Below are 12,009 nucleotides of genomic sequence, written 5' to 3'. Positions count from 1 at the left end.
CCGGTGCGGGCGATCCCCGACGAGGGCCCCGGCGGACAGGCTCTGTGGCGTCGGAACGGACCACGGACACCGCTGGAGGACCTCGGATGAACGCCCCCCGGAACACCCGCCTCACCACCCTCGCCGTCGTCGGCGCCCCCGTGCTGATGGCCCTCTACGGCGGCGTCCGGCTGCTGCCCGGCTCCCGTGAGCCCGGCCTCGGCTGGACCGCCGGGCACGCCGCGATGTTCGCCGGCCTACTGCTGTTCGCCCCGATCCTGCTCGCGCTGCGCCGGCCGCTCGCCCCGCGCGGTACGGCGGCCGGACGGCTGGCGGCGGGCGCGGCGCTGGGGACGGCCCTCGCGGGCCTGGCGGCCTCGCTGGTGCAGATCGGGATCGACCTGTACGTCGGCCTGGCGGCCGCGGACAAGGCCGAGCAGAAGCGGCTGTTCGGCCGCATCCAGGACGTCCCCGGTGTCCTGCCCGCCGTCTACCAGGTCGGCCCGCTGCTGTTCTACGTCGGCCTGCTGGCGCTGCTGGTCGCCGCCTCGGTGGGCCCGGCCCGGACGCTGCGCTGGTGGAGCCCGGTGCTGATGCTGGTCGGCACGGTGGCCACGGCCGCCGATCTCGCCTTCATCCCGTTCGCCGCGCTCTGCTACCTCGGCGCGCTGGCCCCGCTGGTCCGCCCGGCGGCCGCCCCGCGCCTGGCGTTGGCCTGATTTTCGGTGGCCGCGGACCCTCCGGCGGCCGTACCGTCCGGGGTATGAACGCGAAGCGACCCCTGATCGCCGTGCTCACCGGCGCGGGCATCTCGACGGACTCCGGCATCCCCGACTACCGCGGCCCGCAAGGGCTTTGGCGCAGGGACCCGTCCGCCGAGGAACTGGTCACCATCGGCCCGTACCGGGAGGACCCGGAGGTGCGCCGGCGGGCCTGGCGGATGCGGCTGGAGTCCGGCGCGCTGGCCGCCGAGCCGAACGACGGGCACCGCGCGCTGGTGGATCTGGAGCGCTCCGGGCTGCCGATGCGGGTGCTCACCCAGAACATCGACGGCCTGCACCAGAAGGCCGGCCTGACCACCCGCAAGGTGCTCGAACTGCACGGCAGCGCCCGGGAGACGCAGTGCCTGGGCTGCCGGGTGGTCGGGTCGATGACGGAGGCGCTGGCGAGGGTCGAGGCGGGCGAGCCGGACCCGGACTGCCGGGAGTGCGGGGGGATCCTGAAGTCGCGGATCGTGATGTTCGGCGAGAACCTCGACCAGGAGGTGCTCGGACAGGCCGACGCGATCGCCCGCGCCTGCGACCTGTTCATCGCGGTCGGCACCAGCCTGCAGGTGTTCCCGGTGGCCGGGCTGCCGTACAACGCGGTGAAGAGCGGCGCGAAGCTGATCATCGTGAACGGTGAGGAGACGCCGTACGACGCGGCCGCGGCCGAGGTGATCCGGGAGCCGATCTCCACGGCGCTGCCGAAGCTGGTTCGACGGCTTGTCCTGGAGCGGGCCTGAGCAGGGCCGGAAGGGTCATATTCCCGGACGTACCGCGTGCGTACGATGATCCTTCCGGCTTCCCCCCTCCTGGCCTGGAGTGATCGACCGATGACGACGACGGCGAAGTTCGACCCCTGGTCGGCGGCGTTCGTGGCCCACCCGTACGACGCGTACGCCGACCTGCGCCGGAACGCGCCGGTGACGTACTTCGAACCGACGAACCAGTGGCTCGTCTCACGGTACGAGGACGTCAGCGCCCTGCTGCGCGACCGGCGGCTGGGCCGCACCTACACCCACCGGTTCAGCCACCAGGAGTTCGGCCGCCCCGAGCCCGACCCGGCGCACGAGCCCTTCCACACCCTCAACGACAACGGGCTGCTCGACCTGGAGGCCCCCGACCACACCCGGATCCGCCGGCTGGTCTCCAAGGCCTTCACCCCGCGCATGGTCGAGGGCCTGCGCCCGACCGTCCGGCGCCTCGCCGGGGAACTCGTCGACGGGCTGCTCGCGGAGGGTGGCGGCGACCTCATCGCCACCGTCGCCGAGCCGCTGCCCGTCGCCGTCATCGCCGAGATGCTCGGCGTGCCGGAGAGCGACCGGCACCTGCTGCGCCCCTGGTCCGCCGACATCACCGGGATGTTCGAGCTCAACCCGACCGAGGAGGCCGCCCGCCGGGCCGTCACCGCGAGCACCGAGTTCTCCGACTACCTGCGCGCACTGATCCGCGAACGCCGCACCGCCCCCGGCACCGACCTGATCAGCGCGCTCATCCAGGCCCAGGAGGGCTCCGACGCGCTCAGCGAGCAGGAGATGATCTCCACCTGCGTGCTGCTGCTCAACGCCGGCCACGAGGCGACCGTCAACACCACCGGCAACGGCTGGTGGGCACTGTTCCGCCACCCCGAGGAGCTCGCCCGGCTGCGCGGCTCGGTCGACGAACTGCTGCCCACCGCCATCGAGGAACTGATGCGCTGGGACACCCCGCTGCAGATGTTCGAGCGCTGGGTGCTGGAGGACATCGAGGTCCACGGCGTCACCATCCCGCGCGGCGCCGAGATCGCCCTGCTCTTCGGCTCCGCCAACCGCGACCCCGAGCGCTTCGCCGACCCCGACCGCCTCGACCTCGGCCGCACCGACAACCCGCACATCACCTTCGGTGCCGGAATTCACTTCTGTCTGGGCGCGCCCCTCGCCAGACTGGAGCTCACCGAGTCCTACGGCACCCTGCTGCGCCGGGCCCCGGGCCTGCGGCTGGTCCGCGAGCCCGAGTGGAACCCGGGCTACGTGATCCGCGGGCTCAAGGAACTGCTGGTCGAGGTGTAGACGACGGAGGGGGAACGGCCGTGGGCAAGGCGACGGGCGCGCTGCTGGGGCTGGCGATCGGGGACGCGATGGGCCGGGAGACCGAGTTCGACGAGATCGAGCACATCGCCCAGTACTGCCCGGACTGGCGTCAACTCCCGTTGCCGGAGAAGGCGCTGGTCACCGACGACACCCAGATGACCCTCGCCCTCGGCCGAGGCCTGCGCACCGCCCTGGCACGCGGGCCGCTGACGCCCCTTCGGCTGGAGCGGCCGGTCCGCGAGGAGTTCGTCGACTGGTGGCGCTCCCCGGAGAACAACCGCGCCCCCGGCATGACCTGCCTGCGCGCCTGCCAGCGGCTCAGCCGCCCCGAGCGCCGCTGGCAGGACGCGAGCGACGTCGGCTCCAAGGGCTGCGGCGCCAACATGCGGGTCGCCCCGATCGGGCTCATCCGCGAACTGGACGCCCGGCAGCTCTCCGGCGCCGCCCAGCTCCAGTCCGCGCTCACCCACGGCCACCCGACCGCGCTCGCCGCCAGCGACCTCACCGCGTACGCCGTCCGCAGGCTGGCCGAGGGCGTCACCCCGGCCGCCCTGCCCGGGGTGCTGCGCACGTACGCGCTGGCGAGCCGGGAGCGGTACGACGAGTTCTGGCTCGGCGACCTCGCCGAGCGCTGGTACGGCGCCTCGCCGCAGGCCGTCATCGCCCGGGGCTGGGACGAATGCCTGAAGGTGCTCGACCAGCTGGAGGCCGCGCTCGCCGCGCCCGACCTGGAGGCCGACCCCTGCCTGGCCACCGGCGAGGGCTGGATCGCCGAGGAGGCCTTCGGTACCGGTCTGCTCTGCTTCCTGCTGCTGCCGGACGACCCGGTCGCCGCCGTCCGCCGGGCCGCCTACTCCAGCGGCGACTCCGACTCCCTCGCCTGCCTCACCGGCGCCTTCGCGGGCGCCCACCACGGCGAGGCGGTCTGGCCGGGGGAGTGGGTCGAGCGGATCGAGTACCGGGACGAGCTGCTCGCGCTCGGGGCGCTCTGGGACTGACCGGAACCCGAATCCGGGGCGGTGCGTCGAAGGGCCATGACGAAGCGGAGCACCGGACAACGCAGCCGCCGCCCGGCCGGGCTGCTACTCGTGGGCGTGCTGGCGGCCTGGCCGGCCCTGGCGGGGTGCGGCAGCACGGCAGCGGACGGGCCCCCGGTGGTGCGGGCCTCCGGGACGGTCAGCCGTCCTCCGGTCGACCCGGCCCAGGTGGCCGCCACCGCGACCGCCACCAGCGCCTTCGGGCTCGACCTCCTGAAGGGGCTCTCGGCGGACGCGGCCGGGCGCAACACCGTGGTCTCGCCCACCGGGCTGGCCACCGTGCTCGGGATGCTGCTGCCCGGCGCGCGCGGGGCGACCGCCCAGGAGCTGGCCAAGGCCCTGCACACCGGGCTCGACCCGAGGCAGTACGCCCTCGCCGTCGGCGCGCTCGGACCGAAGAAGGCCGACGGCGACCAGGTCACGCTGCGCCGCAGCGACGACCTGTGGGCCCAGCAGGGTCTGGCCCTCGACCCCGAGTACCTGGACACCCTCGCCGCCGCCTTCGACGAGGGCGTCCACCCGGTCGACTTCGCCAAGGACCCGGCCGGTGCCCGCAAGACGGTCAACACGGCCGTGGAGAAGGCCACCGAAGGGCGGATCAAGGACCTCTTCGGCCCGAAGCAGATCACCGGGGACACCCGGCTCGCCCTCACCGACGCGTTGTACCTCAAGGCCAAGTGGGCCTCCGGCTTCAAGCACGAGAACACCGCCGACCGGCCCTTCCACAAGCCCGACGGCTCCACCCCGGCGGTGAGCACCATGAGTCAGAAGGGCGGCTTCCGCTACGCCGAGGGCTCCGGCGGGATCGTCGGCGAACCCTGGCAGGCCGTGGAACTCCCGTACGCGGGAGGGAACCTGGCGATGGACCTGATCGTCCCCGCGCAGGGCGGCTTCACGGCCTTCACCAAGGGCCTGGACCAGCCGCAGCTCGACCGGATCCTCGGCGGGCTGGAGCAGCGCAACGTCGACCTCACCCTGCCGCGCTTCCACTTCGACACCGCCGGCGACCTCGTCCCCGTCCTGCGCTCGCTCGGCGTCCGGGCCGCCTTCGACGCACCCGACTTCACCGGGCTGGCCAAGGACCGGCTCGCCCTGGGCGCCGTGGTGCAGAAGGCCACCGTCGAGGTGGACGAGGACGGCACGGTCGCGGCGGCCGGCAGCGGCGCCGGGATCGTGGCGCTGGCGGCCCCCGCCGCGCCGGACACCGTCCAGCTGCACGTCGACCGGCCGTTCCTGTTCCTGATCCGGGACCCCGCCGGTGGCGCGCCGCTGTTCCTCGGTCAGGTCACCGACCCGCAGGCGAAGTAGCCGCGATCAGGGGGAGCGGCCGCCAACCAGGAGGGGCGGCCGCTACCAGGCCGGGTAGCGCCCGCCGAGCGCCGGGTGGCCGGGGTCGCGGCTGCCGAACAGCACCAGCAGGTCGTCCGCGACCGTCAGCAGTTCGGCCCGCCCCTCGACCGCCCCGGCCCACTCGGCGGGCAGCGCCGAGGCACCGTACGCGGCCCCGACCAGGTTGCCGCAGACCGCGCCGGTCGAGTCGCTGTCCCCGGAGTGATTGACCGACAGCAGCAGCGCGGTGCGCACCGGGTCGGGGTCGAGGGTGGCCGCCAGCAGCGAGTACACCGCGATGGCCAGGCACTCCTCGGCGATCCAGCCGAGCCCGACCCGCTCCACGGCCTCCGCCGCGGGCTCGGACTCCTGGGCGATCCGCACCGCCCTGGCCAGCGCCTGCACCGTCTCCTTGGACGAGGGCAGCTCCCGGATCTGCTCCACCGTCTCGCCGACCGCCGCCCACGGCTCCGTCCCGCCCGCGAGCCGCTCGACCAGCGCCGCGAAGGCGCCCGCCGCCAGGTAGCCGGTCGGGTGCCCGTGGGTGAGCTGGGCGCACTGCACGGCCAGCCCGAAGGACTGCTCGGCGCCCAGCCGGGCCAGCCCGAACGGCGCCGAGCGCATCACCGTGCCGCAGCCCTTGGAACCCGGGTTGACCGGCCCCGGCCGCCCGATCGCGGACGGCGCCTCGAACACCGGGTGCTCGGACACCCCGCTCAGGCAGGCGTTGCCCGGCGCGCGCCGGGCGTACAGGAACGGCCGGCCCAGCAGCCAGCCGTCGTACGGGCGGGGCTGCGGCTCGCTGTCCGGCCCGCCCTGGTACTGGGTCCGCAGCCAGCGCCGGTAGGCGCCGTGCACCGCCTCCGGCACCGAGCCGCCGCCGCCCGTCCAGCCGCGGACGAAACCGCGGATCAGGCCCTCGGCGGTGAACAGCGTCATCTGGGTGTCGTCGGTGACCTCCACCGGCCCGCTCCCGGCCGGCAGCGCGGTCACGCCCTGCGGCCCGTAGCGGTCCTGGATCTGATGGAGCTGCTGGAACTCCACCGGCCAGCCCAACGCGTCGCCGATCGCCCCGCCGAGCAGCGCTCCGCGCACCCGGTCCCGGTATCCCGACTCGGCAGCCGACTCCGTCACGTCGAATCCCCCTTCGTTCGTGGCGGGGTACGTTCTATCAGTTCCGCCGGCCGATCGCCCCGGAACGCCCGTGCAGGGCGGCGCGGTCGGCGGCGGCCCGCCCGGCCGCCCAGCCCACGCCGTCGCTGACCCGGACCCGCTGCGAGACCAGCTTCGGGAACAGCCTGCCCACCTCCTCGTCCACCGCCGCCGAGCGGGCGGCCAGTGCGGGCAGCAGCCGGGCGTCCGGCAGCAGCTGCTCCTCGGTGCCGTCCTCGCGCAGGTGGCGGCCGGCCGCGGCGGCGCTGGTGGCCCGCTCGGTGGCGGCGGTCAGCCGTTCGCGGATCCGCGTCGCGTACGCGACCAGGAAGGAGTGCCGGAACGCCTTGCTGCGCGAGTCCCGGCGGGAGCCGGCCTTGTTGAGCGCGTGGGTGGCCTGCACCAGCAGCGAGGTGTAGAGCAGCTCGACGCCGTCCAGGTCGCCGTCGAAGCCGATCACCGTGCAGAAGCCGAACTCCTTCGCCCACACCACCCGGCAGCGGTTCGCGGCCGCGACCGCGTCCAGCAGCATCGTCTTGGGGCTCTCGTACGGGTTGTCCACGCCGATCCGCAGCGCCGCCGGGGTGTCGCGGTCGGTCCCGGAGGCGGCCAGCAGCGCCTCGTCGATGCTGTGCTGGGCCATCAGCTGCTGGGCCTTGGCGGTCAGTGCCTCGGCCTCCTCCGGGTACTCGGTGGACTCGGCCTTGGCCAGCAGCGCCCGGATCCGGGCCAGCATCCGCGGCTCGCCGGCCGCCGGTGCGGAGGGCTGCGGCCGCCCCGGCTGCCCCGCCTGCCCCGCCTGCCCCGGCGCCGGGCCCACCGGGGCGATCGGCGGCAGCCGGCCCCAGGTGCGCAGCAGCTCCAGCGCGGAGGTGGCGAGCGCGAAGCGGTCCAGCCGGTGCCGGTCGGCGAAGGCGCCGAGGTACTGCGCGTCGTCGGACCACCAGACCTCGGCCGCCAGCTCGCGCAGCTGCTCCTGCCAGCGGCGGTCCAGGTGCGCGGCGGGGTGGCGGCGGCCCTCGGCGGCGATCAGGTCCACCGCGAGCGCCAGGTGGACGGCCTTCAGCTCGCGCCGCACCACCCGCACCAGGTCCGCCGGGCGCCACCCGGCCGACCAGCAGCGGCCCACCGCGGTGTCCGCGTACCCCAGCAGCGCCCGGCTGACCGCCGGCCACTGCCCGGCCGAGGCGGCCAGCAGCGAGGCCCCGGTGTCCAGTGCGAGGTCCAGCCCGTCCTCCGGAGCGGTGAGTACGGACCGCACCGCCTGCTCCAGCAGCGGCCCGGCGTTCCCGCCCTGCTGCGCGCGCTTGCCCACGGTGGTGTCCTGCTCTCCTCGACGGTCCGGTTCCTCCTGTCCATGATGCCGGAGTGCCGGGGGCCGACCGGGGGCCGACCGGCGGAGCCGGGTACGCGAGGGCGCCCGGTCCCTGGGCGGGACCGGGCGCCCGGTGAAACGGTTCGGCTCAGCGCTCGATGGCCTTGGCCAGGATCTCCGGGGTGCGTTCCAGCAGCCGGGCGGCCGCCAGCCGGATGCCGAGCGCGGCGATCAGGCCGCCGTAGAGCGGCCCGAGCAGCAGCAGCGGCCAGGTCGGCCCGTCCGAGGTGAGCGCCCAGAGCAGGTAGCCGCCGACCGGCAGGTTGAGCAGCGCGACACCGACCATCGAGCCGAACTGGTTGAGCATGATCAGCCCGCCCTGCCCGGGGGCGGCGCTGCGCATCGGGTTGCTGTCGGCGGGCATGGTGTACGGCGCGAGCACGCTGAACAGCGCGCCGAGCGCCACGCCGCAGCCGAGCATCGCCAGCGCTAGGCCGAGCGCCGACGGCAGCCCGGCCCAGTCGCCGGTGACGGCGGCCAGCACCAGCCCGAGCACCACCGAGACCGGGACGGCGTACGACAGCACCGCGTACGCCCGGCCGCGCAGCTCGTCCCGGGCGTCGGCCGGGGTGCGCAGGGTGGCGGCGACCATCCAGAACGCCGAACCGTCCATGCCGAACAGGTTGAGCATCTGCAGCCCGAGGAACGTCCCGGTCATCGCCAGCAGGTAGACGCTGGACCAGCCCTGAACCATCGACAGCACGCAGATCACCAGGGTCATCCCGATGCTGGTGAACACCGCGGCCTTGGCCCGCGGCTCGCGCCAGGCGTACCGCAGGTGACGCTGCATCACCGCGCCGGCCCGGCCCTCGGGCAGGAAGCGCCACTCGCGCGAGCGCTCCACCCCGCGCGCCACCTCCAGGGTGGAGGAGTCGGCGGTGACCATCAGCTCCTGCAGGCTGCTCCGCCACCAGCGCAGCAGCAGGACCAGCAGCACCGCGGCCGCGGCCAGCTGGAGCAGCGCGAGCCCGTAGTCGCCCTCGCCGGCGGTGCGGGTGGCGTCCGCCGCGCTGATCGGCGGGATCCAGCGCAGCACCGCGGCGATCGGCTTGAGCGGGCTGAGGTCGATGGGCCCGCCCCGGCGGCCGAAGACGCTCTGCGAACCGACGTTGGCGGCCTGGACCAGCAGTGCGAAGGCCAGCCCGCCGAAGATGGCGAAGTCCTTGCCGCGGCGGCTGGAGAGCATCCGGGCGTTGCCGGCCGCGACCGCCCGGGAGAGCGTGACCAGGCAGAGCACCGCGAGCGGCACCCCGACCACCGCGGCCGCCGCCGAGGCGCCGCCCGCCGCGCCGGACAGCGCCGCACCGGTCACCAGCACCAGGCTGATCAGCGGCCCCGGCCCGATCAGCGCGGCCAGCAGCGAGCCGCGCAGCAGCGGGCCGGGCCGCAGCGGCAGCATGGTGAGCCGGGTCGGGTCGGCGCTCTCGTCGCTGGAGAAGAGGAACAGCGGCAGCGCGGCCCAGCCCAGGGTGAGCACGCCGAGCAGCATCACCCCGGCGTCCGCGGAGCCGGCGTAGCGCCCGTTCAGCGCGGCCACGGCGAGGGCGACGCCGCTCGCGAAGGCCAGGCCGAGGATGCCGCCGATGACGTAGACGGCGGTGCGGCCGGGGCTGCGGCGCAGCCCGTTGCGCAGCAGCCGCAGCTTGAGCGCCACCAGGGCGCGGACCACCGTCCGCCCGTCGGGGACCGCAGCCGTGCTCATGCGCCCGCCTCGCTGCGCTCGGCAGGGGCATTCGCCCGTGCGCGCCTTTCGACGGTGACCTCGCTGCGCTCGCTCACTGCGCCCGCCTGGCTGCGCTCGGCAGGGGCATTCGCCCGTGCGCGCCTTTCGACGGTGACCTCGCTGCGCTCGCTCACTGCGCCCGCCTGGCTGCGCTCGCTCGCTGCGCCCGCCTCGCCCCGCTCGGCGGTGACGACGTTCCGCTCGCTCACTGCGCGCCTCCGGCGGGCACGTCCGCGCCGTGGCCGCCGCCGAGCCAGCCGAGCGCCTGGCCGTCGTCGGTCCGGACGCCGATCAGGTCGAGGAAGGCCTCGTGCAGGCTGCGTCCGCCGCGGACGGAGTCCAGCGGGCCCTGGGCGATCACCCGGCCGGCGTTGACCACCGCGACCCAGTCGCAGAGCTGCTCGACCAGTTCCATCACGTGGCTGGAGAAGATCACCGTGGAGCCGGCCGCCGCGTAGCGCTTGAGCACGCCGCGGATGGTCTGGGCGGAGACCGGGTCGACGCCCTCGAAGGGCTCGTCCAGGAACAGCACGTCGGGGTTGTGCAGCAGCGCGGCGGCCAGGCCGATCTTCTTGCGCATGCCGGTGGAGTAGTCGGCGACCAGCTTGTCGGCGTCCCGCCCGAGGTCCAGGACGGCCAGCAGCTCCTCGGCGCGGCGGTCGACCTCGGCGCCGGGCAGGCCGCGCAGCCGGCCGGTGTACTGCAGCAGTTCGCGGCCGCTGAGCCGCTCGAACATCCGCAGGCCCTCGGGCAGGATGCCGATCCGGGCCTTGACCGAGACCGGGTCGGCCCACACGTCGGCGCCGTGCACCAGTACGGTGCCCTGGTCGGGCCGGAGCAGGCCGGTGACCATGGACAGGGTGGTGGTCTTGCCCGCGCCGTTCGGTCCGACCAGGCCGATGAACGCCCCGGCGGGCAGTTCCAGGCTGAGCCCGGCCACGGCGGCCTGGCTGCCGAAGTGCTTCCACAGTCCCCGGATGCTGACGGCGGACGGGGCGTCCGCTCCGGGGAGGTCGGAGGGCGGTGGTGCTGACGCCTGCATGGCGGCCTTCTGTCTGTGGTCGTGGGTGGGTGGCGCGTGGACGGGCGGACGACGGGAGTTCGAAGACGGGCCCTAGCCTGGCACCGCCCGAACAGGCTGTCGCCCGCTTTGAGCATCCCCTGAGCGTGTCCTCCGTAAGGGTGAGCCGCGCCGGGTTCCGGCCGGGTTCCGGTGGTGGGTGGGCCGGGCCGGCGGTCGCCCGGTTCCGCGGTTCGTCCCGCACCACGAGGGGCGGCGGGCGTGCCGGAGCCGCGGTGCCGGGTGGGGCCCCCGCTGGCGGGCCGCCGCCGACTGTGGTAGAGCGGGTGAAGGGCGGCCCGACACCGGCCGGTCGCGTGCGGGACACCCCGGCGACACCCGGCCGAAGGTCGCGACCTGCGGCGTTGCATTTGTTTTGACCGAGCCCCATGCGCTAGGTACGCTCTGACCTTGTGCCTGGGGTGTCCCCGGGTCCTTGTGCGTGCATGCACACCGGTCGCCGCGCCGAGCCGGAGCGCCCTCCAGCGCGCCGCGCGTAGAGCGCCGTCGCTGTACATCAGCTCATGGGATTCCGCGTCGGAAGAGCCCAACACACCCGACCGCGTGGGTCGACCACGGGGTCAGGTGCGAGGGAAAACACCACAGGTTAGTTCCACCAAGCCTTGGCACACAGAAAACGGAGAAACGGTGCCTACGATCCAGCAGCTGGTCCGAAAGGGCCGGCAGGACAAGGTCGAGAAGAACAAGACTCCCGCGCTGAAGGGCTCCCCGCAGCGCCGTGGGGTCTGCACGCGTGTGTACACGACCACCCCGAAGAAGCCGAACTCGGCTCTCCGCAAGGTCGCCCGTGTGCGCCTCACCAGCGGGATCGAGGTCACCGCTTACATCCCGGGCGAGGGCCACAACCTGCAGGAGCACTCCATCGTGCTGGTGCGCGGTGGTCGTGTGAAGGACCTTCCTGGTGTCCGCTACAAGATCATCCGCGGTTCGCTCGACACCCAGGGTGTCAAGAACCGCAAGCAGGCCCGCAGCCGCTACGGCGCCAAGAAGGAGAAGTAAGAATGCCTCGTAAGGGCCCCGCCCCGAAGCGCCCGGTCATCATCGACCCGGTCTACGGCTCCCCGGTCGTCACCCAGCTGGTCAACAAGATCCTGCTGCACGGCAAGCGCTCCACCGCCGAGCGGATCGTCTACGGCGCCCTTGAGGGCGTCCGTGAGAAGACCGGCTCGGACCCGGTCGTCACGCTGAAGCGTGCGCTGGAGAACGTCAAGCCGGCCCTCGAGGTCAAGTCCCGCCGTGTCGGTGGCGCGACCTACCAGGTTCCGGTCGAGGTCCGTCCGGGCCGCGCCAGCACCCTGGCGCTGCGCTGGATGGTCGGTTACTCCCGCGCCCGTCGCGAGAAGACCATGACCGAGCGTCTGATGAACGAGATCCTCGACGCCAGCAACGGCCTGGGCGCTTCCGTGAAGCGTCGCGAGGACACCCACAAGATGGCCGAGTCCAACAAGGCCTTCGCGCACTACCGCTGGTAGTCCGTACCCCGTCACTAGACAGAGAGAGAAC

Annotated in this window: 12 protein-coding genes; 7 read left to right on the top strand and 5 right to left on the bottom strand. The window is 73.9% G+C overall.

The features are described 5' to 3' along the window. Nucleotides 1-86: 86 nt before the first annotated feature. From RZ50_RS16695 to RZ50_RS16675, 5 genes are all read left to right on the top strand, one after another. Complete coding sequence (locus RZ50_RS16695) at nt 87-698, top strand: hypothetical protein (protein WP_196951789.1); 612 nt, start codon at nt 87-89, stop codon at nt 696-698. A 44-nt stretch (nt 699-742) separates the two neighbouring features. Beyond that, complete coding sequence (locus tag RZ50_RS16690) at nt 743-1,483, top strand: Sir2 family NAD-dependent protein deacetylase (RefSeq protein ID WP_196951790.1); 741 nt, start codon at nt 743-745, stop codon at nt 1,481-1,483. A gap of 90 nt (nt 1,484-1,573) precedes the next feature. Further along, complete coding sequence (locus tag RZ50_RS16685) at nt 1,574-2,788, top strand: cytochrome P450 (protein WP_196951791.1); 1,215 nt, start codon at nt 1,574-1,576, stop codon at nt 2,786-2,788. 20 nt (nt 2,789-2,808) lie between these two features. Next, a complete protein-coding gene (locus RZ50_RS16680) occupies nt 2,809-3,807 on the top strand; it encodes an ADP-ribosylglycohydrolase family protein (RefSeq protein ID WP_308271655.1) in 999 nt (332 codons plus the stop codon). A gap of 36 nt (nt 3,808-3,843) precedes the next feature. Beyond that, nucleotides 3,844-5,154 carry a serpin family protein gene (locus RZ50_RS16675; RefSeq protein ID WP_196951792.1) on the top strand — a complete coding sequence of 437 codons (1,311 nt, stop codon included), beginning with the start codon at nt 3,844-3,846 and terminating at the stop codon, nt 5,152-5,154. 42 nt (nt 5,155-5,196) lie between these two features. Here the strand turns inward: RZ50_RS16675 and RZ50_RS16670 are convergent, their stop codons facing one another. The 5 genes from RZ50_RS16670 to RZ50_RS16650 form a co-directional block, all read right to left on the bottom strand. Next, nucleotides 5,197-6,309, bottom strand: a complete 1,113-nt coding sequence (locus RZ50_RS16670; protein ID WP_196951793.1) for an ADP-ribosylglycohydrolase family protein — start codon at nt 6,307-6,309, stop codon at nt 5,197-5,199. A gap of 37 nt (nt 6,310-6,346) precedes the next feature. Further along, nucleotides 6,347-7,642: a DUF2786 domain-containing protein gene (locus RZ50_RS16665; RefSeq protein WP_217680576.1), complete on the bottom strand. Its 1,296-nt coding sequence runs from the start codon at nt 7,640-7,642 to the stop codon at nt 6,347-6,349. Between the two features lie 148 nt (nt 7,643-7,790). Beyond that, nucleotides 7,791-9,404: a transporter gene (locus RZ50_RS16660; protein ID WP_196949315.1), complete on the bottom strand. Its 1,614-nt coding sequence runs from the start codon at nt 9,402-9,404 to the stop codon at nt 7,791-7,793. Continuing rightward, nucleotides 9,401-9,634, bottom strand: coding sequence for a hypothetical protein (locus RZ50_RS16655; RefSeq protein ID WP_217680574.1), 234 nt, complete (start codon nt 9,632-9,634; stop codon nt 9,401-9,403). The genes RZ50_RS16660 and RZ50_RS16655 overlap by 4 nt, the downstream gene beginning before the upstream one ends. After that, entirely contained in the window at nt 9,631-10,467 is an 837-nt protein-coding gene (locus tag RZ50_RS16650) for an ABC transporter ATP-binding protein (RefSeq protein WP_196949317.1), read from the bottom strand. Before RZ50_RS16650 ends, RZ50_RS16655 begins: the two co-directional genes overlap by 4 nt. 666 nt (nt 10,468-11,133) lie before the next feature. Here RZ50_RS16650 and rpsL point away from each other — a divergent pair. Both rpsL and rpsG read left to right on the top strand, forming a co-directional pair. Next, nucleotides 11,134-11,505, top strand: coding sequence for a 30S ribosomal protein S12 (gene rpsL, locus RZ50_RS16645; RefSeq protein ID WP_014144289.1), 372 nt, complete (start codon nt 11,134-11,136; stop codon nt 11,503-11,505). A gap of 2 nt (nt 11,506-11,507) precedes the next feature. Then, the gene (gene rpsG, locus RZ50_RS16640; protein WP_030055803.1) at nt 11,508-11,978 is read left to right on the top strand and encodes a 30S ribosomal protein S7; all 471 of its coding nucleotides are present in this window, start codon (nt 11,508-11,510) and stop codon (nt 11,976-11,978) included. Nucleotides 11,979-12,009 lie beyond the last annotated feature (31 nt).

This window comes from Kitasatospora sp. SUK 42, assembly GCF_015776785.2.
Taxonomy (GTDB): domain Bacteria; phylum Actinomycetota; class Actinomycetes; order Streptomycetales; family Streptomycetaceae; genus Kitasatospora.
Note: the sequence above shows the minus strand (reverse complement) of the source record. Positions and strands in the feature narration are given on the sequence as shown.

Bases quoted from the DNA above. Each gene is read 5' to 3' on its own strand.
- RZ50_RS16695 (WP_196951789.1), top strand. From the start codon at position 87: ATGAACGCCCCCCGGAACACCCGCCTCACCACCCTCGCCGTCGTCGGC.
- RZ50_RS16690 (WP_196951790.1), top strand. From the start codon at position 743: ATGAACGCGAAGCGACCCCTGATCGCCGTGCTCACCGGCGCGGGCATC.
- RZ50_RS16685 (WP_196951791.1), top strand. From the start codon at position 1,574: ATGACGACGACGGCGAAGTTCGACCCCTGGTCGGCGGCGTTCGTGGCC.
- RZ50_RS16675 (WP_196951792.1), top strand. From the start codon at position 3,844: ATGACGAAGCGGAGCACCGGACAACGCAGCCGCCGCCCGGCCGGGCTG.
- RZ50_RS16660 (WP_196949315.1), bottom strand. From the start codon at position 9,404: ATGAGCACGGCTGCGGTCCCCGACGGGCGGACGGTGGTCCGCGCCCTG.
- RZ50_RS16650 (WP_196949317.1), bottom strand. From the start codon at position 10,467: ATGCAGGCGTCAGCACCACCGCCCTCCGACCTCCCCGGAGCGGACGCC.
- rpsG (WP_030055803.1), top strand. From the start codon at position 11,508: ATGCCTCGTAAGGGCCCCGCCCCGAAGCGCCCGGTCATCATCGACCCG.